The 25,135-nt window shown below is 47.5% G+C and carries 15 protein-coding genes, 3 tRNA genes and 1 other RNA gene; 7 read left to right on the forward strand and 12 right to left on the reverse strand.

Features of this window, described 5'->3' with window-relative positions; genetic code table 11:
- From AC5RDS_RS06165 to AC5RDS_RS06175, 3 genes are all read left to right on the forward strand, one after another.
- Positions 1 to 227: hypothetical protein (locus tag AC5RDS_RS06165; protein WP_494222260.1), on the forward strand; the 227-nt coding region annotated here is incomplete at its 5' end.
- Between the two features lie 115 nt (positions 228 to 342).
- An RNA gene (gene ffs / locus AC5RDS_RS06170) (signal recognition particle sRNA small type) lies at positions 343 to 442 on the forward strand.
- Positions 443 to 455: 13 nt separating this feature from the next.
- Positions 456 to 529, forward strand: a tRNA-Thr gene (locus tag AC5RDS_RS06175).
- 200 nt (positions 530 to 729) lie between these two features.
- Here AC5RDS_RS06175 and AC5RDS_RS06180 read toward each other — a convergent pair.
- Positions 730 to 802, reverse strand: a tRNA-Lys gene (locus AC5RDS_RS06180).
- A 221-nt stretch (positions 803 to 1,023) separates the two neighbouring features.
- Between AC5RDS_RS06180 and AC5RDS_RS06185 the strand changes: the two genes are divergently transcribed.
- Together AC5RDS_RS06185 and AC5RDS_RS06190 are read left to right on the forward strand one after the other, a co-directional pair.
- The gene (locus AC5RDS_RS06185) at positions 1,024 to 1,584 is read left to right on the forward strand and encodes a ComEA family DNA-binding protein (RefSeq protein WP_013613576.1); all 561 of its coding nucleotides are present in this window, start codon (positions 1,024 to 1,026) and stop codon (positions 1,582 to 1,584) included.
- Between the two features lie 74 nt (positions 1,585 to 1,658).
- Positions 1,659 to 4,187 (forward strand): AsmA family protein, encoded by a 2,529-nt coding sequence (locus AC5RDS_RS06190; RefSeq protein WP_217773978.1) that lies wholly within the window; start codon positions 1,659 to 1,661, stop codon positions 4,185 to 4,187.
- 103 nt (positions 4,188 to 4,290) lie between these two features.
- Here AC5RDS_RS06190 and AC5RDS_RS06195 read toward each other — a convergent pair whose 3' ends face one another.
- From AC5RDS_RS06195 to AC5RDS_RS06245, 11 genes are all read right to left on the reverse strand, one after another.
- Positions 4,291 to 4,923, reverse strand: a complete 633-nt coding sequence (locus AC5RDS_RS06195; protein WP_013613578.1) for a heavy-metal-associated domain-containing protein — start codon at positions 4,921 to 4,923, stop codon at positions 4,291 to 4,293.
- 126 nt (positions 4,924 to 5,049) lie between these two features.
- Positions 5,050 to 7,263, reverse strand: a complete 2,214-nt coding sequence (locus AC5RDS_RS06200; protein WP_118576879.1) for a heavy metal translocating P-type ATPase — start codon at positions 7,261 to 7,263, stop codon at positions 5,050 to 5,052.
- A gap of 63 nt (positions 7,264 to 7,326) precedes the next feature.
- Positions 7,327 to 7,587, reverse strand: a complete 261-nt coding sequence (locus AC5RDS_RS06205) for a hypothetical protein (protein ID WP_493591822.1) — start codon at positions 7,585 to 7,587, stop codon at positions 7,327 to 7,329.
- 27 nt (positions 7,588 to 7,614) lie between these two features.
- Positions 7,615 to 10,149 carry a M1 family metallopeptidase gene (locus AC5RDS_RS06210; RefSeq protein ID WP_494222261.1) on the reverse strand — a complete coding sequence of 845 codons (2,535 nt, stop codon included), beginning with the start codon at positions 10,147 to 10,149 and terminating at the stop codon, positions 7,615 to 7,617.
- A 19-nt stretch (positions 10,150 to 10,168) separates the two neighbouring features.
- Positions 10,169 to 12,313 carry a Tex family protein gene (locus tag AC5RDS_RS06215; protein WP_046450896.1) on the reverse strand — a complete coding sequence of 715 codons (2,145 nt, stop codon included), beginning with the start codon at positions 12,311 to 12,313 and terminating at the stop codon, positions 10,169 to 10,171.
- A 551-nt stretch (positions 12,314 to 12,864) separates the two neighbouring features.
- The gene (locus AC5RDS_RS06220; protein ID WP_493591824.1) at positions 12,865 to 15,975 is read right to left on the reverse strand and encodes a fimbrial protein; all 3,111 of its coding nucleotides are present in this window, start codon (positions 15,973 to 15,975) and stop codon (positions 12,865 to 12,867) included.
- Between the two features lie 10 nt (positions 15,976 to 15,985).
- The gene (locus tag AC5RDS_RS06225) at positions 15,986 to 17,053 is read right to left on the reverse strand and encodes a fimbrial protein (protein ID WP_494222262.1); all 1,068 of its coding nucleotides are present in this window, start codon (positions 17,051 to 17,053) and stop codon (positions 15,986 to 15,988) included.
- Between the two features lie 15 nt (positions 17,054 to 17,068).
- Positions 17,069 to 18,088: a fimbrillin family protein gene (locus AC5RDS_RS06230; protein WP_022160237.1), complete on the reverse strand. Its 1,020-nt coding sequence runs from the start codon at positions 18,086 to 18,088 to the stop codon at positions 17,069 to 17,071.
- Positions 18,089 to 18,167: 79 nt separating this feature from the next.
- Positions 18,168 to 19,220: a fimbrillin family protein gene (locus tag AC5RDS_RS06235; RefSeq protein WP_022160238.1), complete on the reverse strand. Its 1,053-nt coding sequence runs from the start codon at positions 19,218 to 19,220 to the stop codon at positions 18,168 to 18,170.
- Positions 19,221 to 19,296: 76 nt separating this feature from the next.
- Positions 19,297 to 20,334, reverse strand: coding sequence for a DUF5119 domain-containing protein (locus tag AC5RDS_RS06240; protein ID WP_118160278.1), 1,038 nt, complete (start codon positions 20,332 to 20,334; stop codon positions 19,297 to 19,299).
- Positions 20,331 to 21,644: a DUF3575 domain-containing protein gene (locus tag AC5RDS_RS06245; protein ID WP_046403242.1), complete on the reverse strand. Its 1,314-nt coding sequence runs from the start codon at positions 21,642 to 21,644 to the stop codon at positions 20,331 to 20,333. The genes AC5RDS_RS06240 and AC5RDS_RS06245 overlap by 4 nt, the downstream gene beginning before the upstream one ends.
- Positions 21,645 to 22,347: 703 nt before the next feature.
- On the opposite strand from AC5RDS_RS06245, the gene AC5RDS_RS06250 reads away from it, so the two are divergent.
- Positions 22,348 to 24,780 carry a S9 family peptidase gene (locus AC5RDS_RS06250; protein WP_494222263.1) on the forward strand — a complete coding sequence of 811 codons (2,433 nt, stop codon included), beginning with the start codon at positions 22,348 to 22,350 and terminating at the stop codon, positions 24,778 to 24,780.
- A gap of 229 nt (positions 24,781 to 25,009) precedes the next feature.
- Positions 25,010 to 25,081 (forward strand) — tRNA-Thr (locus AC5RDS_RS06255).
- Positions 25,082 to 25,135 lie beyond the last annotated feature (54 nt).

The raw sequence follows: 25,135 nt of genomic DNA on the forward strand, positions 1-25,135 counted from the left end.
ACTTTCCTTCTTTGCCCTGTAGTGCTGACGGAAGATGCAGGGTTTTATGGCGGAAGACCATTGGAGCAGGAACGAGGGTCCGGTTAGGTTTTCCGAACGTCCGACCGGTGGTGTCTGACGAACGTAGTGAGGAGTTCCGCCGGTCAGTGAAGGAAAGCCTTACCGGACCGGTCCAGGCGAACCGGTCTGACGGTATAAAACCCGAAATCGGAATAGATAGAAAATAATAAACCTACCTCTTATTTGTTGGTATACAACTGTTTAATGATTATTGGAAATATTTTTTGATAAAAAGTATTCCAAATATTTGTCAGCAATATGTTTTTTTGTACTTTTGTGCCCGGGTAAGTCCTATGCGACCAGCTCCTGCAGAACCCCCCCAGGGTCGGAAGGCAGCAAGGGTATGTGGTTGTAGCGGTGCGACATAGTCAGCTTACCCGTTTTAACGAAATGATGCCTCTTTAGCTCAGCTGGCCAGAGCACGTGATTTGTAATCTCGGGGTCGTTGGTTCGAATCCGACAAGAGGCTCGAACAAAAGGAACCTTCCAGCATCAAGTTGGAAGGTTTCTTTTATTTCAGAATTTTGGGACGGATCTTCCGTGTCCCGAAAAGTGTGTATTTTCCGATTGATCCCCGGAATCCGCTGTTTTTGAGGTTTTGCCTGAAAATAGAAACTCCCGAAATTCTTTGAATTTCAGGAGTTTGCTTTGTTTTTTCGCTTGTTTTTGTGATCCAGCTGGGATTCGAACCCAGGACCCCAACATTAAAAGTGTTGTGCTCTACCGGCTGAGCTACTGAATCGGGTCACAATGTGTCTCAATTGCGGGTGCAAATATAGGGAGTTTTTCGTTAGTTGCAAAAAATGGTTGCTGTTTTTTCTGAATATTTTTATATGCTTTCGTTTAATCTATTCGTTATAAGTTATATAGCATATTAAAAAAAATGCAAAATAGGTAGGATTTTTGTTTCTTATCCCGGAAAAATGTTGTAACTTTTATAGGCCATTTAAAATCGGGTGTGTCATGATATTCAATAGTACAGAACGGGAAGGGGTACTGGTCATGCTGTTATTGATCACAGGCCTTATTGTTATTCCGCGGTTTGTCCGGTCGGGGAAACCTGCATTCTTTTTGTTGCCGGAAGTAATCAATATAGAAAAGGATTCTCTTCGTCCGGTATCACATCGGGAAATTTCTCCTCCCTTGGAATTGAATACGGCGGACAGCAGTGCGTTGGTCAGAATCCGGGGAATCGGTCCTTACTATGCAAGTAAAATCATCAAATACCGACAGAGATTGGGAGGTTTTTATGCCGTCCGGCAGCTGAAAGAGTTAAAGATGAATCACTTCAATGTCGATTCGTGCGCTGGGGTATTTACCGTCGATCCTTCAAAGATCGTGAAATACAGGTTGGACACCATGAGTTTTAAAGCTATACTCCGGCATCCCTATCTCGAATATGAGGATGTACAGATGATCTTCAATGCCAAGCGCAAATACGACTCTCTTTCTTTCCAACTGCTCGAAGAAAAGAAAGTACTTCCGGCTTATAAACTCAAAAAAATAAAGCCTTATTTCCAATAAGTTCACAAAATAGAATAACTTTGTGAACAATCCGGTGGACACCGGCCGTTTAAAACAACTAAAAAATACTGACGATGAAAAAAGTATTCATTACACTGGGTGTACTCATTCTTGTTGTAATTACAGCTTTAATGGTCATCCCTACTTTTTTTAAAGGAGATATACTCCAAATTATTGAAAAGCAATCCGCCAAATACATCAATGCGAAATTGAAAATCGGCGATATGAACCTGAGCATGTTCAAAAGTTTTCCTAATCTGAATGTTGCCTTGAAAGAGGTGATGATTACCGGGCAGGATGAATTTGCAGGAGATACCGTCGTTTACATTCCGTTGTTCGAGGCTTCGGTGAATTTGAAGTCACTGATAGCAGGAGATGAACTCATTGTAAACCAACTTTTGCTTAAAAATTGCCGTATCGCTCCGACAGTAAATAGCGAAGGGAAAGCCAACTGGGATATCCTATTGTCTTCCGGTTCGCAAACTTCCGCCACTACGGAAACTCCGCCCGACGAACCGAAAGGCAAGGCGGAGAGAGGCCTTCGTTTAAATGATATCGCCATTGAAAATTTATTCATCACTTACAATGATTTTCAGCATTCGACTTATGCCAGCATTGCAGATATCGATTTAAAACTCAATGGGAATTTTTCGGAAACCAATACGCTGATCGATATTTTCCTTGCTCTGCAAAATATTTCATATCGGCACCAAAACAGTGTCTGGATCAATAAGACCGATCTGAAATGGCAGGCCGTTATCGGAGCCAATCTCAAAGAGATGACTTTCGATATTCAGAAAAATGACCTGGCCCTGAACGATCTCAAACTCGATTTAACCGGAAATATCGGGATCGGAGAGGACAAATATAAACTGGATTTGCAATTGAATGCTCCGGATACCAAATTTGCCAGTTTGTTGGCTATGGTGCCCAAAACGTTGCAACATTATATCGAGGGATTGGAAACCAGTGGTGATTTTAAGCTGAATGTTACGGCTAAAGGAGAATATTATGCCGATCATCTCCCGGCTCTGCAGGCAAATTTACTTGTCAATAATGCTTCTGTAAAATATCCCGAATTACCGGAAGCTATCCGTCAAATCAATATCGATCTGAACGTGAGCAATCCCGGAGGACCTGTCGATTCAACACAACTGAACCTGAAAAAATTATCGTTCGATATAGCGGGTAATCCATTCAGTATGTATTTGAATATCAGTAATCCTAACGATCCGGTGCTTGCCGGAGGTGCAGTCGGGGTTATTAATTTCTCCAATCTGAAGAAAGCCCTTCCACTGAAAGATATTACCCTGCAGGGAATCGTCACGACCGATATGACATTCAACGGGAAATATCAATATATCGAGAAAGAACAATATGAGAAATTTATTGCCAAAGGAAATATTATTTTAAAAGATCTTCTTTTGGTCAATGCTGAATTTCCGGAAGGTATTTCTATCCCGCAGGGATCTGTTACGATTACTCCGGCTCAGTTGAATCTGAAACAGTTACAGGCAAAAGTTTTTTCCTCGGATTTCACTTTACAAGGAAATATTTCGAACTATCTTCCTTATGTTTTCAAAAATGAAACGCTGAAAGGTAATTTCTCTCTGCATTCGAACCGAATAAATTTGAATGAATTCATTATCGCCCAAGCCAAAGCGGCCCGCCAAACAAAGAGCGATACTACGGCCCGGGCTTCGGCCGACTCTATCGCCTTGACGAACAAACCGACCGCAGCAGAAGGAGCTTTGGAGATTCCCAAAAACATCGACGTACAATTTACCAGTAATATCAGTACTATCCTTTTCGATAATCTGACTATCCGTAATGTAAAAGGGCAAATTTCTTTGGATAATGCGGTCGCCACACTGAAAAATCTCAGTATGGATATGTTGGAAGGTAAAATGGTGATGAACGGACAATATAATACAGCCAATCCGAAGATTCCGACAGTAGATTTCAAGCTGAATATATCCGACTTCGATATCCATGCCGCCTACGAGGCTTTCACTTTCCTGCGGAAGAGTATTCCGGTAGCGATGAACTGTAGCGGACAAGTTTCGGCTGCCATGAACTTCAGTTCTGCCCTGGATAAAGAAATGAGTCCGGTAATGACGACAGCAAACGGTGGGGGATATCTCGAATCAAAAGGTATTCTGATCAACGACAATCCGGCGATGAACCAGTTGGCTAGTGTGATGAAGAACGACGAACTTAGCCGGTTGAGTATCAGTAAGCTGAAAATCGATTTCAAACTCGAAAACGGGAATATTATCGTCGAACCGTTTAAGACCAGTTTTGCAGGTAATCCGGTGACCATTTATGGAAATCAAACCGTCGACGGGCAGCTCGATTATACCTTATCGATGAACATCGACCGTAAATTTTTCGGCAAGGACATCGACAACCTCCTGAAATCTATTCCGGGTTCGGACAATATTAAAAATCTGGATATCGATGCAAAGGTCGAGGGAACGCTGTCGAAGCCGGTTATCAAACCCGACCTTTCCAAAGCGATCAAAGCGGTCACCAAAGCAGCAGAGAAAGAATTGAAAGGTAATCTGTTACAGGGAATACAGAATCTCTTTAAAAAGAAATAAATTTCTTCTAAACGGGAACAACAGAGTAAAACAGCATATTCTCCGTTTGCTCCGTTGTTCCCGTTTTATCTTAATAACTAACCGTCTCTTCAGGTATTATTATCTAATAGGGAGGAGTAAATTTTCCTTCTGCCGGAAAATCCGGTGAATTTTCCGTTGTCCCATAAGGTTTCGGATGATCGTCTAAAGTCTCCGATTCTTCCTTCAGCTCATCCATATAATCGGAGAGGTTGTCTTTGGCGTTCTGATCGTCATTCTCGATAAGCTCATCCATAGTTTTATTATAAGCCTTTGTCTGTTGGGCAAAAATCCCTTTCGATTGGTCACTTTCTGCCCGTTCGTAATTTGAAGCTCCCTGAATATCGTCCTCGGTAGTCTCATCATTAGCCATCTTTTGGCTTTTTCCTGGTTTTTCGGTATTACCACAACCACAGCCTTTAATTGTAGTTGGCTTGGACTGTTTATCGGATTCTTTTTTCACGTCCTTCATAGCTTTGTCGTTTTTAGTTATATATGATTCAACCGGGTAAACCTCTGCAAGATAGCCCGCTTCAGCAAGTATCCGTTCTACCGATGCAACAGCTTTCTCATCTTTGGCCTTTATTGTCAAAATCCGGTCAGGGCTTTTCAGATCGATCGACCAACTTTGGATTTCATCTGTTATATCCAATTGTGATTTAACCTTGGCAACACAATTATTGCATTTCAAATTCGTTTTAAACTTAAATGTTTTCATGTCCTATTCTTAAAAAACTTTATAAACTTAAATTTATCGTCCCGATAAATTTAACTACACTCATACGAACGCTTAAACTTCAGAATGGTTACCCAATAATTGGAAATTGAGATTTAAAAATTGAAATCAGATTTTTTTTGCTTTGATGCGTAAGCTGTTCGTAACGACGGAAACCGAACTGAAAGCCATCGCAGCGGCAGCTATCATCGGATTGAGTAAAAAACCGCAACAGGGATAGAGAATGCCTGCTGCCAGGGGAATACCGATCAGGTTATAAATAAATGCCCAAAACAGATTTTGCCGGATAGCGGCGACCGTTTGCTTCGAGAGGGCCCAGGCTTTCGGGATAGCATTCAGATCAGAGGTAATCAAAGTGATCTTCGCCACATCGATTGCAATATCCGAACCTTTTCCCATTGCGATGCTGACATCGGCTTGGGCCAAAGCCTGCGAATCGTTGATACCGTCACCTGCCATCGCTACAATCTTGCCCTGTTGTTGTAGTTCCTTCACGAAATCGGCTTTATCCGATGGCATGACTTCTGCCTTGAAATGTTTCAGGCCGATACTATCGGCTACGGCCCGGGCTGTGATCCGATTATCTCCGGTGAGCATATATACTTCAATACCTTCTGCCTGCAAACGTTCGATAGCTTTTACAGACCCAGGCTTCATCCGGTCGGCGATGACAATTAAAGCCAACACTTGTTTGCTATCGGCAAAATAAACGACGGTTTTCCCTTCCAGACTACAAGCATCGGCTTGTTCTGCCTGTTCACTTTCCCGGGAGATTCCGTTCATTTCCAGCAAACGGCGATTCCCTACAAAATAGGATTCCCCATTGATCATACCTTGTATGCCCTGTCCCGTCAGACTATTGAATTCTCCCTTCAGATTCGTCTTTATCCCTTCTTCCGTCAGATGGAGTACCACAGCATCGGCCAGAGGATGTTCGGAACGGCTTTCCATAAACAATAAAACTTCCATACTGTGCCGTAAATCTATCCCCGGATTCCAGAAAATATCGGTAACCACAGGTTTCCCTTCGGTAATCGTTCCGGTTTTATCTAAAACTACGGCTTGTACTTTACACAATTGTTCCAGGCTCTGTGCATCCCGGATCAGAATATTGTTCTCAGCCCCTTTGCCGATACCTACCATAATTGCCGTCGGGGTCGCCAATCCCAATGCACAGGGACAGGCGATAACCAATACAGTTACCGAGGTCAGCAAGGCATGTGTAAAAGCGAGTTCTCCACCGGCAATCATCCAGCCGATAAAAGTAAGCGCTGCGATACCGATTACGGCAGGTACAAAAATAGCAGCAATTCTGTCGACCAACTGTTGTACCGGAGCTTTACTACCCTGGGCCTCCTGTACCATCTTGATAATCTGGGCTAAAATAGTCTCGCTCCCGACTTTTTCGGCCATGAATTTAAAACTCCCTTTCTGATTGATCGTACCTGTATAGACATGTGTACCGGTCACTTTCTCGACAGGTACCGGTTCGCCGGTAATCATGCTCTCGTCGACAAAAGAAACTCCTTCTGTGACACTGCCGTCGACCGGAATTTTATCTCCGGGTTTCACCAATAGTATGTCTCCGGGTTGTACTGCTTTGATCGGGATCACCTGTTCCGTACCGTCTTCGAGAATCCGGATCACCTCTTTGGGCTGTAATCCGATCAGTTTACGGATAGCTGTCGAAGTATTCGATTTTGCACGGCTTTCCAATAAACGGCCTAATAAAATTAAAGCGATGATCACTGCTGCCGCTTCATAATAAATATGAGCTTCCAGTCCCCGGTCCGTCCAATAGGTGGGCCATAGGGTATTGAACAGACTGAACAGAAAGGCGACTCCTGTACTGACCGCCACCAAAGTATCCATATTGGCATGTCCATGTTTCAATTGTCGCCAGGCATTAATGAAAAAATCCCTTCCGAATACCAGTAGGACCGGTAAGGTAAATCCCAGCATGATCCAGTTGCCATAGGGCATATGCATAAAAAACATCCCGATCACAAAAACAGGGAGGGATAGCAATAACGCTCCTATCGTTTTCCGGCGTAGTTTATCATAGGCTTCTCGTTGTAAAATTTCGGCCTGTTCAGGCTCTGTCTCATTTTCCAACAACAGATCGTAGCCTGCTTCCTGTACCGTTTTTTGCAAATCTTTATCGGAAACAAGCGTAGGGTTATATTCCACTATGACGTCTGAAGCGGCGAAATTTACTCTGGCTTCTATGACACCCTTACGTTCGGATAATGCCTGTTGAATATTGGCAGCACAACCGGCACAACTCATACCGATCACATAAAATGACTTTTTTTCATTCATAACCTATCCGTTTTATCCCTTTACGTGAACTCAGGGGCTTAGTTTCAAATCAGTTATAAAATCCTATTTCTCCTGTTTCCGAAAGGCATCATGGATGGTAATCCCGGTAGAGATCCACCGGTATTTGTCTCCTCTTTCCTCTGCAATAAACACATGATATTCGAAATCATTGACCGTTTGACGTAAAGCAGGGAACTTCTGGCCGATGAAATGCCAGACTCTGTAAGTATACCGGAAAGCCAACTGGTTATTGGTACTTACTCCGATTTTATACGAAATGGAAATATTCTTTATATTGCCCTTCAAATAAGTAAAGGACACCATTGAAATCACCGTATATGCCTGAATATTTTATCGGTACAAATGGTCGGCACTTTGTAAAATCTTATTTTTCAGCAAAACGGGATAATCAGGATGTTGTTCCAGAAATTGCCGGACTACTTGTGCCGCTTCCGGGGAATTATGTCCGCGCAATGTAGCTGAAATCCAGTTCTTGGGGAAAAAGATATCTCCGGTACGCTGCACTTCCTGTAATTCCTGTAAAGCCGGCCTGATGTACTTCACGGCTTGCTGTTGCCGGAGAGGGTGGTTGAGATATCCGACGATCTGGGTAACCCAAGGTTCTATCCGACGGTTCCCGGCGATCAATAAAGACCGAAATAGGGAATCCCGCGTTTCTGTTTCAGGAGCTACGGCCCGGACAATAAAGTTAAATTCTCTTTTCCGGTCGGGGTCCTGAATACGGGTCGCCTGTGTCGCCCTGATTTCCTCATATTTTTCAGGCATACGTACAGCCAATTCATAAGCCATTTTAGTATAATCGCTCTCTCCTAAAGCCAAGCCGGTAAAAGATTTCTGTTCTTTCCACATCCGGTAAATTTCCTGTGTCGTCGCCGGTTGCCGGAAGGTTCCGAGCAAAGCCCTGAAAGCAGCCTGTTGACAACCTTTTCCTCCCGGTTTGCGTGCTAATCCGAGCAGGCTTTCTTCAAGCTCTTCACTTCCTGCAATCTGTCCGTGCAGGGCCATCTCATTCAAATAGGCGATCGAAGTAGAAATAATCAAAGGTTCGGTTTCGGTTTTCAAATTACTGATCAACATCCGGGCAAAAGCCAAACCATCTACACGGCCGTGCAGACGGTTTTCATTCAAATTGATCAATAAAGCCAAACGGGTTTCAGGTGCTTTCGCGAAAGTATTCAAATGCGCTAAAGCATAGGTAATCGTCCGCTGATCCAGTACGAAATAGCCATAGGCTTCACCATTTTGATTCAGAAAAATGCAGGACTCATCCGCAGACCGGTTCTGAAAAACGGTCACCGCAGAATCGGATACCAAAGTCACTTCATGCACAGAGGACTGGAGTGTATCTGCATTTTTTCCCTCATAGAGGGCTACACTTATATTTTGTGGCCAACTCAATCCTCTATGCCAGGGATCTTTTTGCCGCACGACCAAGGTCCGGTCGTGCCACGAAGCGGAAATTTCCGGCATCCCTTTTTCATTTACCCAACTATTACTCCAGGCTACCAGATCCTTATCGGTATACTTATTGAGAATAGTAATCAGATTATCCCATGTGGCATTCCCATATAAATAAGTCTGCAAATATTCCCGGATACCTTTTTGAAAAGCTTCTTCTCCCAATAGTTTCAGTAACATATTCATAACGATGGGCGCTTTATCATAGACAATCTGTCCGTAAATCAAACCGGCATCCTTTAAGTTTTCCAAAGGTTGTTTTATCGAGGTAGAGCCGGCTGTACGGTCTTCCGCATAAGCCGGAATATAAAAATTACGCAAATCGTTCAGAAGGTGATTGACTCCCGGAAACTCCGGCCGGGTCATCTGGGAGGCAAAATAATTGGCGAATACTTCTTTGGTCCACACATCGTCGAACCAGGCCATTGTCACGGCATCTCCAAACCACATATGTGTCGTTTCGTGAGCGATCAGTTCCATCCGTCCCAGTTCTTCTTCTATGGTCGGATGCGGCCCTAAGAACATGCGTTTATCATTGTATAACACCGCACCCGGATGTTCCATACCACCGAACTGAAATCCCGGTACAATCACCAGATCGTATTTATCGAACGGATAGGGGATTCCGGTATAGTCCTCGAGCGATTTCAGAGAAGCGAAAACCTGATCGAAAATGATCGTATGCTGGGCCACTTTCTGAGGATCGGTTTCCCGGTAATACATGACTATCGTTTTACCGTCCCGGCTTTCTGCCAGTTGTTGCCATTTCCCGGCTACAAAAGAAAATAAATAGGTACTCAGGGGTTGGGTCGGCTGAAAAGCGATCAGTTTCCGGCCTTCATGGAGGGTTTCGGACTCGACGGCTGCATTGGCTACGGCTACCCATTGCTCCGGGATATCCAGCTGCAAGGTAAAAACAGCTTTCATGTCCGGTTGGTCGAAACAAGGAAATAAGGTTCGGGCACGTTCGGGTACCAACAAGGTGTATAAAAATTCATCGTTCCGGTTCAGGGATTGATTACCGGCAATAAAATCGATCTCGATCTCATTCGCTCCTTTTTTCAGGTAATCGGTCCCTACTACAATATGTTCATTCGAAATCCGGATCGAATCCGGTCGTCCATTCACTTTCAGTTGTTTCACTTTGTGGGGATCTTCGCGAAAATCCAATACGACAGGCTGTACTTTTTCCTGCTTCAGTGTGATCTGTACTTTCCCGATGACCTCTTCCTGTTTATTTTCAGGAATCCGGAATTTCAGCCGGTATTGCAAATTGCTTATATCTTGTTTGCGTTGCCGGGCCAACCCGATGCTTACTCCGGTTTCCGGTTCCTTCCCTTCGGGGCGGCATCCGGCCAATAATTCTACTACTCCCAACAGGATTATAAAAAACAACTGTTTTTTCATAAATCTATGGATTTTAAATTTAATCTTTACTCTGCGCCTGGCGTATTGAAAGGCCGATTCGTTTACGCCCGGGTTCCACTTGTACAACCTTTACCATCACTTGTTGATTCAGTACCAGTTCTGCTGCAGGATCGGTTACATAACGATCGGCAATTTCTGAAATATGTACCAAACCGTCCTGTTTCACTCCGACATCGACAAAAGCTCCGAAACCGGTAATATTGGTAACGATTCCCGGAATTACCATACCCACCTGCAGATCTTCGATTTTTGAAATGCCTTCGGCAAAACTGAATACTTTCGCCATTGTCCGGGGATCTCTCCCCGGTTTTTTCAATTCTGCCACAATATCTTTCAGGGTCAGCAGGCCCGTTTTTTCATCCACATACCGTTGAGGTTCTATCCGGCCGCACAGTGTTTCGTTTCCGATCAGTTCATGAACGCCGACACCCAGATCGCGGGCCATTTTTTCAACGATATAATACGATTCCGGATGAACAGCAGAATTATCCAAAGGATTTCCGGCCCCTTCGATCCTCAGAAAGCCGGCACTTTGTTCAAAAGCTTTCGCTCCCATACGTTTCACTTTTTTCAGTTCTTCACGGCTTTTCAACGCTCCGTTTTCCTGAATATAAGCCACCACGTTTTCAGCTAAGGCCGGTCCTAAACCGGAAATATAGGTCAGCAAATATTTACTGGCGGTATTCACATTCACTCCGACCTTGTTCACACACGATTCGACAACCCGATCCAACGCTTCTTTCAGTCCGCCTTGATCCACATCATGCTGATACTGTCCGACACCGATCGATTTAGGATCGATTTTGACCAATTCGGCTAAAGGATCCATCAATCGTCTGCCGATCGATACGGCCCCCCGCACCGTCACATCGTATTCCGGAAATTCTTCCCGGGCAATTTTAGAGGCAGAATAAACGGAAGCACCACTTTCACTGACGACAAACACCTGTACCTTCCGGTCGAAGCGTAATGTCTGGATAAATTTTTCTGTTTCCCGTCCGGCCGTACCGTTCCCGATAGCGATGGCCTGAATGTCGTAGGTCGCTACCATATTCGTCACTTTGGCTGCCGCTTGCTTATACTCATTGCGGGGAGGGTGGGGGTAAATATTTTCATTATGAACCAGTTTGCCGGTTTCATCCAGGCATACCACTTTACAACCTGTACGGAATCCCGGATCGATAGCCAATACCCGTTTATTACCTAAAGGAGAAGCGAGTAACAGTTGCCGTAAATTTTCTGCAAAGACCCGGATAGCCTCGCTATCTGCTTTCTGTTTGGATAAGGTCATATATTCGGCTTCGATGGACGGAAACAACAATCTTTTGTAGCCGTCTTTCATCGCCAGCCAGACTTGCCGGGCACTCTCATTGTCTCCTTTTATAAAAATCCGCTCTAAATTCTCTAAGGCGTTCTCTTCGTCGATGCTTAAAGAAACTTTGAGAATCCCTTCTGCTTCTCCACGACGGATAGCTAATATCCGGTGAGAAGGGCAACGTTTCAGACTTTCCTGGAAATTGAAATAATCGGTATATTTTTCACCTTCCTGCTCTTTGCCTTTTACTACTTTGGCCGTGATAACCGCCTCCCGTTCAACCAGACAGCGAACTCGGTTACGTGCCGCTTCGCTCTCGTTCACCCATTCCGCTATGATATCCCTGGCTCCCTGTAAAGCCTCTTCTGTATCCTGTATCTCACCTTTTACAAAACGGGCTGCTTTGACCACGATATCCCCGTTTTCCTGTCGCATCAAAAGAGCAGCCAGCGGTTCCAACCCCTTCGCTTTGGCCTTCGATGCCCGGGTTTGCTTTTTAGGTTTAAAGGGTAGATAGATATCTTCCAATATCCGGATATCCTGACATTCCCGGATCTGTTTTTCTAAAGCGGGAGTCAATTTTTCCTGTTCCCGGATCGTATCTAAAACAGCATTTTTCCTTTTTTCGAGTTCCTGAAACTGAGTATATAAAGTTTTGATTTCCCCGATTCGTACTTCATCCATATTACCGGTTTTCTCTTTACGGTACCGGGCAATAAAAGGAATCGTAGCTCCTTCTGCAAATAAATCGAGTAGGTTACGTACCGCCCGGTTCTCTCCTCCGGTCTTTCCTACGATAAAAACAACGGGATCTATATAATATTCCATATCTGTTTATTTTTGTTCTTTAACAATCAACATATTTTTTCGTGAACGGATTGCTGAAAAACTTCTGATGACAGCAAAGATACAGAAACAATAACCAAAATGAAAAGTTCATAGAAAAGAAAACCATACAGGGAAAATTTCAATGCTCTGATCAGGCAGAGACTGTAGCTAAATTAAAAGCCAACCAACAGGAACCGGGTATGACCCAAATACGACCCAAGCACGGCAACTGATTGAATTTATGGGCGATGACTATATGAGTGTAAAAGGGGTGATGGCACTATTGAACGTCTGTATCCTGACCAGCCAAACACCCTGAACAAAAATACCGCCTGACGGAAGCTGCCAGGAAATGGAAAGCGAATGAACAATAAGTGTACAGGGCAACTGAATGCCGTTGATCCGGTAATCCTGTGGGGGAATTTGCTGCCGACGGTTGTAGGCTGAAAATGCTGTGTATTCGGGGGGAAGTAACAGGAAAAGGCTGCACCGTAAGACAGGATTACGGCACAGCCTCTTTCAAGGTTTTATTATAAATGTGGACACCTCTGTTATTGTTCGTCCTTCACGCCGCGGACGTAGCCGTTGTCGAGATCTCCTGTTCCAGTCGCTCCGATAGAGCCAGAGCCTTCCGCAGCATTGAAACGGAAACCGCCGTTCTTATTCGGTAAAGTACCATCCCCACCTGTTTCTGTAGATCTACGGCTGAAACTGGTAAAACTCAGGTACATGGCTTTTCCTCCACCATTGTCTGTTAGACCAGCTCCAGGATAGGATTTCCACGCATCGTCAGGCAGGCGGGTTTGCATAATCAGCAGTTCGCGCAGATTGGGTATGCGGTATCCCGATGGCGTGATTGTCATAGTCTGATACTCCGACCAGTCTCGCCAGTTGCGCCAACGAAACGCAGGAATACTCCACGTTCTCTCCCGCCCCGCATTCTCAAAATCCTGATCCCTTGTCGCCACGCGGAATTTGGCATACGGGCGGTTGTAGGGCGAGAGGTCGTTATGCTGAGGCAGGTTGCCGGTCTCGATACTCTGGCGGCGTGCCTTGGGGCTGAGGTTGGAGCAGTCTATTACGTAGGTGCCGTCAGCTTCAGCAGCAGTAACCCGGGGGATGAGTGCTACAGGTTCACTCTCCGGTGCGTCAAGGCCGATGCCGAGGTTGCGCACGCAGCGGTAGGTGAATTTGTTGCCTAACTCTGGCCTTTCCATGCCACTGGTTGCTCCCAGAGCAACACATTCTTCGGCATATAATCCCCACGCCACGTTATTACCGCCCTGTCCTCCGTCGTAGGCAGTGCTGGTCGTATAATGCCAGTAAGTTTGCCCGTCGCGGTCGTCGGGATTAGTGGGATAGAGGTGAGAGGCGTCGTCCAGGGCACTCTCACCGATGTAGAAGTCCACGAGCTGGTCTTTGGCAGCCAGGTACCAGCGGATTTCCTCCGGATCAACAATGTTGTCACCGTCAAGGTCACGGTTACGTGTCAGCACGGCATGCAATGCATCATTGATTTTCAGCTTATATCTGTCTTCAGGATTAGTACTCCATACATCTAAGACATCCGTCCATTGCAGTACAGTTTGGTAGTTTGACCCGAGCAGGCATTGCAGGGTGTTGAGACGGCCGTTGCCGGACGATTTACCCCGGCTCACGTCACCTACGTCCACCAGATCTCCCTCCATGCTGCTCTCCAGTCCCCAGCAGGTGGGTAACTCGCTCTCGCTCTTATCCACGTTGTACACCGTGCGGATGGATTTCTGCCTGAAAGTCTGTATGGCGGTCATCGTGCTCGATGCCCCGTCGGGGCTGTAGTGGGCATTGTCCCCGTCGATGATGTAGAGCAGACGGTCTTCGGCCCCCACGTATTCCCGCCATTTTTTCAGCTGATAGTTGTTGCCGGCACTGTAATCATGGTCCCACGGGTGGCGCACATACACGTATTCGTCGATAAAGGCGGTGATGGTTACGGTTCCGGATGTAAGCCCCTTGTCGTAGTCATCCCTCAGCCGTTGGAGGAGCTGGTGCACGTCGAGCAGGCGGGCGTTGGGATAGCCGGAATGGCCGTCATAGCCCGATTTCTCTCCTCCGCCTGGCAGGCCCTTGTAGTTCTGATCGCCGGGATACTTTACATATTCGTTATTGCCCCGCCCATAGTCTTCATTAATGGCAAACTTGATCCAGCGGTAGTCGCTGATGCCACTTCCCGTGGAAGATTCGCCCGTGCCGGACGATGTGCCCGGAGGGTTGGCATCCGTAAAGTCCCCCTTATATACCGCCTTGTCATACGGGGTCTGCACGCCCCAGGTCAGGCGCGGCACCTGTGCGCGGTTCAGGGTGATCAGTACACGGTCGTAGTGGGCGTCCAGTTCGTGCGGCTTAATTTCGCTCACGATCACGTTGCCCTCGTAGCCGGGGCGGGATTCTTTTTTCTCGGTCACCTCCACCTCGATGTCGTTCACGCCGCGGATCGTGACGGTGTAGATGTAGTGCGTATTGCGGCGGGTGTCGTAATCGTCAGGGTCTTGATTGGCATAACCCAGATGGACTGTAAACTTCACGTCGGCATTGACCGTATTGCCACCCTGTTCTTCATACGACAGCGTGCCCGACATTTCCACGTAAGCGGCGTTTGCAGGTGCGTAGGTGAAAGCGCCGTTTTCGTATTCCTGTCCCGGCTTATTACTAAAATCATCACCCGGTTTCGACTCCGCCTTATCCCGCTTTTCGCGCAGGGCGTACCGTGCCGCTGCGTCCGTCACTCCGGTTTCTCCGGAAATCTTCCTTGCGGGGGTCTTGCGGCTTTCCGGCATGTAAAACACGAAAGCGCAACTATCCAATAAATACTCTCCGTCGCGTCCTATAGTCTCGAACGGCATTTCCGGCGATTCAAAGTAGGTACACCCGTCACCGTCGGCATCGCCTGTCTCCCGGGGCAGCACCAGCGACTGCGCGGGCACGTTCACCACCCGCCAGCCTTTGGAGCGGAAGTCGAACTTGTCCCAATTTTTGTCAGCGGGAACTTCAGTCTTCACGATAAACTCCACCTTGGCGTCCAGGCGTTCCAGCTTCAGCGTACACTCGAACGAAGCTATCCCGCCACTCTCGCTTCCGGGGATATTGAATACGTCATTGCCAGATCCGTCTACAGCATAGCCCGACATGATGAATTGCGACGACCGTTCCAGAGTCTGCTGGTCGAGCTTTGCCATAAGGGCCTCCAGTTCTGCTTTCGTCTTCACTTCCTTCAGCGCGTCCAGGGAGAGCTGGTAGGTAGAGTTGACGCCAGTCTCGGAGAAGTTTGCAATGCCGGCAATCTGCGCATTGTTTTTCGATCTGGCTGTAAGGACAACACCATTGGCAGGAACGTTGTGATATTCTCTTGACCCTTCGCATACGTCTCCGTTTTCGTCGAATACGAATACATAGAGATTGGTCACCCGTTTCTCGTTGGCCGCATCCTGTGCGGCACGCGTTTCTATGCGGTTATCCCCGGAAGCTACCTTCAGCACAATCTGTGCCGGGAGACCCTCCTGCACACGGGGACCTCCTCCCACAATCTCCTCGTCGGCACACGAAAACAACGCTACCGACAGCGTCGCCACCGACAACAGGCGGCTCATTCTTCTTAATCTTATCTTCATAACTTTGAATAACATACCGGTTTGTTTAATTGAACGGCGGAACGGTGATTTCTTTCTTGCCCCAATCCACCACCTCATATTTCAGGATCAGGCGGGCATCTACGCTCAGCGTGGCACGGATGTTTACCTGTGTATTACGGGCGATGGATTTCAGTGCACCCTCGGCGATGAAAGCCTTTTGGGGATAGGTCCCTTTCGCCAGCGTGGCGAACCCGATGGTATAGGGCGAGTCCGTCATTTCCGGCAGCCAGGCGTAGGAAGGATAGATGTAGCATACCAGCATCTTTTCGCCGTATGCGGGGATTTTGATGTAATCCGCCTCCGTTTCATAGGGATAGCTCTTGGCTTCGTACGCAGTACTGCCGGGCACATCCAGCGACTGTTCGCCGAAAAGATAGAGCCTGTCGCCGAAGAAAGTGCCGAAATTTACCGCATTGATGTTGATCTCGGAATCCAGATCGTTATTCATGCTGATATTGAGCTTGGCCACGCAGCGCACTAATTGTGCTTCGAGAGGTTCCCCGGGAGTACCTGTCGGGGAGCCTGATTTTACCTCGTAGTCGCGTACAATCCAGCTCATGGGCAGTCCCTTATCTATATTCACTTCGGAGAACCGTTTCGGGAAATACGTACGATCAGGGTCTTCCAGCAAAGCCTTCTTTGATGTCCGGCCCGGTACGTCTACAAGCTCAAACTCCTCCGTATCGTAATCCTTACCCAAGGCAGCCTCGTTGGCCAGGACACAGAAAGTCACCTTGCCCACGGGCACATTTTCTATCGTCACCGTTTGGGCGGCAAGTTCTTCCGGCGTGAGTTTGTGGTTTACGGCAATTTTGTTACCGTCCGTCACCACCAGCACGCGCAGGGTGTTTATCCGGTTTTCCAGCGTGGCGTACTCATCCTCCGTACCGTCGGTGCGCGTACCGACGGCTCCGGCCACCGACATGCGCAGGGTGACGGAGGTGGTTTCTCCGTCCACAGGCCAGGGTGCCGCACTGTCACTGGCACATCCCGCCAGCAGGAACGGCAGGCACACCGCTGCCAGGTACAGGGCAAGCCATCCGGCAAGATATGATTTCAGTTCTCTTTTCATAGCTTCGTCTGTTTTTTATTCTTGGTTGGTCGTTTCATCCGGTCCCCACGACACTTCGGTGTCCTTCGTATCCCAGGGCTTCACCTTCCACGTGAGGGTAAGCGAGGATGCCGAGACGGTCAGGGTGTAACTGTACTGCTGGGCCGCATCCCAGTGGGGTATCTCCGTCGTGGCGAGTTCTACCTCAGCTGTGCGGTCGTCCCCCGTGTCGCCCTTGAGACGGTAGGCCATGTTGATGACAGCATCTGTCAGGTCGGCAGCGGTATGGGGAGGCAACAGCACATCCTGTAGCATGGTTATGGTGTTGCCGCCGGACACCGTAATATTCCCGTCGGCTTTGGTCAGCCGGCTGTCCCCGTCGGTGGTCTTTTCGCCACCGCTCCACGAGGGAGTGCCCGATGCCGGACAGGTAAGGTTGGCCTTCCAGGTCACGCCGTTCACCTTGAAGGCTGTGACCGTAGCCTCGCATCCCACGGCTTTTACCGCAAAGCTGAGCCGCGCCAGCTGGTGGGCGAAAGTGAAGGTCACGGGACCGGGGTCCTTCGTCAGCACATCCGGAGTTTGGACTGTCTGCTGTGCTGTCATCAAGTCGGTGCCGTGCGTGGCGTCGAAGTTGGTAATGGTGATTGTGCCGTTCACCGCACATGCCGCATTTACGCCCGTGCCCAGCTTGTCTGTTGAGGGATAGAGGGCGTAGAAGCGGTAATCGAGGCCGGGATGCCAGTAGCGGGTGTCCTCGTAGCCCCAGCCCGGATTGGCAGCCGACCAGAAAACGCGCTTATTGTTGAATACTGTCCCGCTCTCCGTGCCGCCCGCGTTTGCGTACCATCCCCATACGGAGAAAGCGTTTTCTTCCTTCTGCATGTCCCCCGCGTTATCGATGGCCGAACGGGTAAGCGCGGGGGTTCCGAAACTGATCGTCCGCGTGTCCGTAACCTCCTCTTCCGGACCCGGAGTCTCCGCACAGGAGGAAAACATCAGCGCCGCCGCAACCAGCAACAACACGCCCCTGATCGTGTTATTTCTCTTATTCATACCTTATGTCCGTTTTTTTTAATTTGTTTTCTCATTGTGACCGGGAAGGGAACATTCAACCCCGCCCGGCCCGGGTAGTTTAATTTGCAAAATCTACGTCAACTGGAGTATTGTCCGTTCCCCAGGAATCGACAGTAGCGCTAAAGTCAATTGCATAACGATCGTCTCCGGGTAAGGTCGTCTCGCTTAATTTTACCTTATAAGTATAAATATTATTGGAATTCCATGTTGCCTGAGCTGTTGCAATCGTTTTAGTCAATGTTTGAGCGGAACCCACATTTTCCCAGTCAGTTCCATTGTGTTCCTGCAACTGTACAGTGAAAGAGAGTTTGACTCCGCTATCAGGTGTCTGCGGAATGACATAAAAAGTCTGTCCCACTTCTTCTACCGACGTTTCTCCGGTTATGGATTTATCGGTTACAGTATAAGAGGTAGAAGTAGAGAAGGTAACGTCAGCAGAACCCTCTGCTGCTTTAGTCCAGGTCCAGCCATTATTATATTTGTAAACACCCTTACTAAAGATGCCTGAACCTGTACTCGTATTTGCACCTGCCAACGTAAGATTAGTAATCACAAGCTGTGTTTCCTTACCGAAATTACTATTTTTCTCGAACAGGATACGTATTTTGGAAAGGATATGACCAAGGTTGAATGCAACGGTACTCACACTGCTTAAATCCTCCAAAGTGGTCTTAGTCGCCTCACCATAAACAAGATCGTACTGGTTAGCGGTAGCGTTATCTACGGTAGCGGTCAACTCCATGTGGCCGTCGCTATAACCAAAATTGGCGGAAAGATTGGCTCCCGCTCCCGGACTGATGGCTGCGAACTTATAGGTACGGTTTTTAAACCAATACTTGGTGTTGTCATACTTCCAGGGGTCAGATGCTGAGCTTCTGTAAACCTTATCACCGGCAAACAGATTCTGGCTTTCATTTGAACCTCCGTAGACATAAAAATCAAGCAACTTATTGGTTACCGTACCTTCATCATTCGTTACGGCACGTGTGGATTTGTTCACGAACGTCTCGAAACCGATAGCCTGGCTGTCATTGACGTCCACTACTTCACTTTTACTACAGCTTGCAAGAGTCGCTGTGACTGCTCCAAGCAAAATAAGACTTCTTTTCATAAAATTGAGTATTAAAAATGGAATATTATGGTTTTAAAAACAGCATTGTTTTTCTGAATATGCCTTTGTAAGCGGACTAGACCGGCAGTTCGTATTCGTGTCTGTCGCCCCAGTCGCCGACCTCCACATCAAAACCCGAACCTCCGGACTCACCGTCTTCGTCGGACACTTCCAGCCCCGTGATGACGATCACTCCGCCGCGTGGCTGCGCTTTCACCTGTTCGGTGATGTCCACCATGAACGGCGGGAGGTATTTCCCGTTTTTCAGGCGCACTTCGAGCTGCAGGGTGTAGTTGCGGTCAGTAGCCCGGGTATATCCGTCGCCCGGCCAGTCGGGGATGCCGAACGAACGTACCTGCGCCCACGAGCCCCAGTCGCAGACGGTGGCATCGAAGAACACCGTGGCTGCCCCGCTGCCCGTGTGCCCGTCCTGCAGGTAGACGCTCTCGGCCATACCCGCCAGTGCTCCGCGGGCCAGCGCCACGTATTGGGCTCCGTGGCTGAACTCACAACGTACCACGTAGGTGTAGACCAGCGGGCGCAGTTCCACGGGCAGGCTCACCGCCTCGTAGCCGGGCTTCGCCTCGTATTCCCCGAGGTAACTGCCGTAGAGCATATCGGGCTGCCCTACAGTGCGTTCGTCCTTGTGCAGTTCGCTGAATCCGGCTCGGGTACGGGTGCGCGTGGTGGCGGTTGCCGTGGCCGAAGAAGTCAGGTCGTTGAACACGATGTATTCCGTATTGTTGTTGTAAAACAGGATGGAGTGTCTGCCTTCGGTCATGGCCAGCCGTCCGCCCTCCGCAGCCAGGTTGCGCTCGTCATGCCTGTTACCGTCCGGATCATATACTACGGCGCGTATACCCCCGGGTACTTCGGGACGCAGGTCGTCATACGTCATCCAGTTGTTCCATCCCCTGCCTTCCCAGGTATTTTTCCATCCCCTGCCGTGGTCGCGTTCCCATTCCCGCTCCCAGGTGGCAGTCACATCCACCTTGACGGAGTAGGCATGTTCGTCGTGGTTGTAGCAAAGCTCTTTACGGCAGCCTGAGGACAGTGTCACCAGGCCTGAGAGCACAAGGCCCGTTACTGCATGCCATAATATCGTTCTTCTCATTGTGCGCCTCCTTTCTTCCTGTTAATATCCTGCAAATGCCATACGAGCGCCAGTTTCAGTTTCAGCGGACCGAAATAGTCCACACGTTTGGTCTGTAGGTAAACATAGTGCGTGCCGCCCATGTGGGGCACGGGTTCGTATTCCTCATACTTACTGTGCAGGTAGCCTAGTCCGAGGCCCGCTTCCAGTGAGAGCCGACGGGCAATGGGGAACATGTAGCCGTAGCTGAGCCCTGCTATTTCGGCCTCACCCTGGTAACCGTTCTCCTTGTTCTCAAGGTCGAACCACGAGAAGCCGCCGAACAGGCCCAGGTAATGCCCGTGCCAGGGGTTGTTTTTCTGCTGTCCGAACCACCAGCGCACTTCCGGGCTGATGGTGGCCAGCTGATAATACTTGTGTTTGCCGTCGTTCTTCCACCATGCTATTTCCCCTTCGAGATTGACCGTCCAGCGGTCATTGAAGCGGTATTCCGCCTCCAGCGATGGCATGAGCAGGGCATCGTAGAGCAGATTGGTCTTGATCACCAGGTTTTGGGCGAGTGCTTCCCGCAATTTCCCGGAAGCCTTCGGCGAGGTTACCGGGGAGGTCTCCGCCGGAGTGTCCGCTCCCGGTCCGGCAGATATCAGCGCCGCTGTGTTGCGAAACCCGGCTGTCTCTGTCTCTTCCTTTTCCGCAAGAGCGGAATCCGTGGGAGCAGTACCGGTAGTAACCTTGTCTATAGAAGGGGCGGATTTTCGGTAGCAGATGGTCGAAAGACTGGAACGCACTTCCGGGAAAATGTTTTCCATCATATAATTATAGGGCTGTCCGCCACGCAGGTCCATCAGCTGTTTCTTGCGTCCGTCCACGATTTTGCCATGGGAGTCGCGAATCCACACGGGAGTATTGTCGAGGATGTGTAGCACTTCGTCCTTATAAAGCATATCGGATACTGCCACCAACTGCCGTAGTACGCCCCAGCCGATGCCTTCGCCGCGAACGCTCACCAGCTCCCCGGGAATCTGTGCGTGGCGCACAAGCCAGGATTTCAGCGAGTCGGCACGGCGGCCGGCAAGCAGCTCGTTGTAGCGGGTCACCCCGTCGGGCGATGTCCACGAGCAGATTACGACACGTTCCAGACGGGCCGACTCCTGTTCCCTGCGCAGGGTACGGATAAACCGTTCCAATTCGGAACGGTTGTTGTGGTAATCGGGATCCACTCCCCGGTATCCCCGGCGGTAATGGATGCGGACTGAGTCGGACACCTCCTGGGACCAAACCCCCGTGCCCGCCAAAACAAACAGCAGCCCTATGAATAGAATCTTCTTCATGCGATGTTTATTCCGGTATTATTGTTTTTGGTTTTCTATGATCGGTGTATATACAAACGGTTCCGGCTGCATACGGGCATGGCCTATCCATAGGCCACATACCGCCGGAAGGTATAGTATACCGCACTCTCCGCAGGAAAAGGCGGTGGCAATGATAACAAATAACGAAAACCGAAAAAGACCGGAAAAAGTATGAAATCCAGCGAAAAAACGCTCTCTTAACTCTTTGAAAATTAAAGAATAATCTATATCTTAACGCGCGATACCTGAGAGAGAGAGAGAGAGAGAGAGAGAGAGAGAGAGAGAGAGAGTATAAAAAATTTCATAACCTCCAAATTCTCAGTGCATTTTTTTTGCAAAAAACCGATAACTAAAGAAAACCACAGCATACTATACCTGTATTCACTTCTACTGAAGCGAATATGTCCCGGTAAACCGGAACCCGCTGACAAGCCGCATACTATGGCATTCCTGTTGGTGTACATTAAATATTTTACTATTTAACAGTATTCTTCTTGTGACTGATTACAAAGATAATTTTTATTGCAAAAACATGTAAAATTTATTACATAAAATTTGTATGTCTGGTATTTATTTTTAATAAATACGATTTGATAACGGATTATTTATTACTCCTTGTCTTTTGCGGATTACTTTTTACGAAAATGTGTATTTTTGTACACAACGTTGAAATGGTTATTATATGAAAAAAAATCGGATTATTATTTTTTTATTTATCGGCCTTTGTTGTGCCGGTAAGGTATTTTCGCAAGAGAGGTTGCCTGAATATTTGCAGGCAGAAAAGTTTACCGGAGATAAGCTGAAGAACATGTTGTTTTCTACTTTGGTCGATCCGCATTGGTTTCAAAAAGGAAATTGTTTCTGGTTCGAGTATAAAACGAGTGAAGGAACTTTTTGGTATGTGGTCGATCCGGTTGCGCGTACAAAGAATCTGCTGTTCGACCGGGATGAACTGGCTGCTCAGCTGACGGAGATCGTTCGTGATCCTTTCGAGGCCCGCCATCTGCCGATACGTAATCTCAAGGCAAAGGAAGACGGCCGGACGTTTACTTTTGAGGTGGAATCTTCGCAAGAAGTGAAACCGAGAAAAGAGGAGAAAGACAAGAAGAAAGGAGAAAAAGAAGTCTTTTATTTCTCTTATGATTATCCTTCCCGTAAACTTACTCATCTGAAAGGGCAGGAAAAGGAACCGAAAAAATTGGGATGGGGAAATTTTTCTCCCGATGGCCAGACGGTGGTATATGCTAAGGATTGTAACCTTTTCCGGATGAGTCGGGAAGATTATGAGAAAGCCCGGAAAAACGAGAAGGACAGTACGATTCTCGAGATTCAATTGACACAGGATGGAGTGAAGGATTTCGGTTATGGCATTCCTTACAGTATGTTGAATACCGATACGCTTTGCAACGGTAAACGCCGGCGGGTATCGGGATGTTGGTCTCCCGATTCCAGACACTTTGCGGTAACGGTATCCGACGACCGGGCAGTAAAGGAATTGTGGGTGATCAATTCTATCGCTCAGCCACGTCCTACGTTGGAAACTTATAAATATCAGATGCCTGGAGAGATGGAAGCCCCTGAGGAGCATCTTTATGTATTCGATATGCAGAATAATGTTCGTAAGGAAATAAAAGTAGCGGCGTTTAAAAATCAAAATTTGAGTTTATCCTATAAACCTGCAGAACAGAAACAGCGGGACATGGAGTATGTATCACCGGTTTGGCTGGGAGATAACGACCGTTTTTTTCTGGTTCGTAGTAGCCGGGACCTTCATCGTATTGATATCTGCTCTTATACGATCGGGCAGGATTCGATTGTGCCGATTATTCAGGAGCGGATGAATACTTATCAGGAAACGCGGCCTTTGGCTGTCTTGAATAAGGGTAAGGAGTTGATTCATTGGAGTGAACGTGACGGATGGGCTCATTTATATTTATACGATGATCAGGGAAATCTTAAAAACCGGATCACGAAAGGCCCCTGGCATGTGGAGCAGGTGCTGAAAGTGGATGAAGCTACACGGACGATCTATTTTGTGGGGAATGGTAAGGAAGAGGGAGAAAATCCGTATTATGAACAGCTGTATAAAGTGAATGTAAATGGTAGTGGACTGAAACGGATTACAAAAGGGGAGTATTTTCATAAAGTAAAAATAGATGACGATGCCCGTTTCATTGTGGATAATTATTCGAGGGTGAATACGATTCCTTGTGCCGATCTGTTAGACCGGGAGGGGAATAAAGTGATGACTATTCAGGAAAGTGATTTTTCGCAATTGAAAGCGGCCGGTTACCGGTTTCCGGAACCTTTTGTCGTCAAGGCTGCCGATGGGGTGACGGATTTATACGGGGTGATGTATAAACCTTACGATTTCGATTCGACCAAGGTATATCCCATTATCGATTATGTTTATCCGGGTCCCCAGGTTGAAGCTGTATGTTATCCTTTTACCCGGATGAGTGTACGGACGGATCGTTTGGCTCAGGCCGGATTCATTGTGATTTCGGTAGGACAGCGGGGTGGACATCCTTCCCGCTCCAAATGGTATCATAATTATGGTTATGGGAATATGCGTGATTATCCTTTGGCCGATCATAAGGTGGCTGTCGAACAATTGGCTGCCCGCCATAAGTTTATAGATATCGACAGAGTCGGCATACACGGTCATTCGGGAGGTGGCTTTATGTCTACTGCTGCAATTTGTCAATATCCCGATTTTTATAAAGCTGCGGTATCCTGTGCCGGGAACCACGATAACCGGATTTATAACCGTTGGTGGAGCGAGACACATCATGGCGTGAAAGAGGTCGTTTCGGAAAAAGGAGATACTACTTTTGTTTATAAAATAGCTACGAATCCCGAAATTGTTAAGCAATTGAAAGGTCATTTGATGCTTGTACATGGTGATATCGACAATAATGTCCATGATGCGAATACGATCCGTGTTGTAAATGCCTTGATCCGGGCTAATAAGCGTTTCGAAATGCTGATTCTTCCGGGACAACGTCATAGTTTCGGAGATATGGACGAATATTTCTATTGGCGGCTGGTGGATTTCTTTTCTGAGCATCTTAAAGGTCAAAAAGAAACTTCGGTCGATATTCCGAGACGCTAAGGGAGGATAAGCAAAGCAGTTTCCGGTATTCGTGTTCAGGGACCCGAACACGAATACCGGAAACTGCTTTGCTTATTTTATTATTGATTTTCAGTAGTTTATTTCAATTATTGATAAAAACTGATCGAAATCTAAAAAAAATACTACAAAAAATTTGTATTCTACTGTAAAACCACTACCTTTGTACCGCTTTCAAATAAGGGTAGCCTGAACGAAAGTAAAAGTGAATGCTGTTATAGCTCAGGGGTAGAGCACTTCCTTGGTAAGGAAGAGGTCGTGAGTTCAAATCTCACTAACAGCTCTGGGGAAAGTCTGCAAAAGCAGGCTTTTTTAAAATACTCGAAATGGCGCTATC

The sequence above is a fragment of the Odoribacter sp. genome (genome assembly GCF_985060555.1).

Excerpts from the sequence above, each read along its gene's own strand:
- AC5RDS_RS06245 (WP_046403242.1), bottom strand. The coding sequence starts at position 21,644 with ATGAAGAAGATTCTATTCATAGGGCTGCTGTTTGTTTTGGCGGGCACG.
- AC5RDS_RS06250 (WP_494222263.1), top strand. The coding sequence starts at position 22,348 with ATGAAAAAAAATCGGATTATTATTTTTTTATTTATCGGCCTTTGTTGT.
- AC5RDS_RS06240 (WP_118160278.1), bottom strand. The coding sequence starts at position 20,334 with ATGAGAAGAACGATATTATGGCATGCAGTAACGGGCCTTGTGCTCTCA.
- AC5RDS_RS06215 (WP_046450896.1), bottom strand. The coding sequence starts at position 12,313 with ATGGAATATTATATAGATCCCGTTGTTTTTATCGTAGGAAAGACCGGA.
- AC5RDS_RS06235 (WP_022160238.1), bottom strand. The coding sequence starts at position 19,220 with ATGAAAAGAAGTCTTATTTTGCTTGGAGCAGTCACAGCGACTCTTGCA.
- AC5RDS_RS06220 (WP_493591824.1), bottom strand. The coding sequence starts at position 15,975 with ATGTTATTCAAAGTTATGAAGATAAGATTAAGAAGAATGAGCCGCCTG.
- AC5RDS_RS06230 (WP_022160237.1), bottom strand. The coding sequence starts at position 18,088 with ATGAATAAGAGAAATAACACGATCAGGGGCGTGTTGTTGCTGGTTGCG.
- AC5RDS_RS06225 (WP_494222262.1), bottom strand. The coding sequence starts at position 17,053 with ATGAAAAGAGAACTGAAATCATATCTTGCCGGATGGCTTGCCCTGTAC.
- AC5RDS_RS06190 (WP_217773978.1), top strand. The coding sequence starts at position 1,659 with ATGAAAAAAGTATTCATTACACTGGGTGTACTCATTCTTGTTGTAATT.
- AC5RDS_RS06210 (WP_494222261.1), bottom strand. The coding sequence starts at position 10,149 with ATGAAAAAACAGTTGTTTTTTATAATCCTGTTGGGAGTAGTAGAATTA.
- AC5RDS_RS06185 (WP_013613576.1), top strand. The coding sequence starts at position 1,024 with ATGATATTCAATAGTACAGAACGGGAAGGGGTACTGGTCATGCTGTTA.
- AC5RDS_RS06195 (WP_013613578.1), bottom strand. The coding sequence starts at position 4,923 with ATGAAAACATTTAAGTTTAAAACGAATTTGAAATGCAATAATTGTGTT.
- AC5RDS_RS06200 (WP_118576879.1), bottom strand. The coding sequence starts at position 7,263 with ATGAATGAAAAAAAGTCATTTTATGTGATCGGTATGAGTTGTGCCGGT.
- AC5RDS_RS06205 (WP_493591822.1), bottom strand. The coding sequence starts at position 7,587 with ATGGTGTCCTTTACTTATTTGAAGGGCAATATAAAGAATATTTCCATT.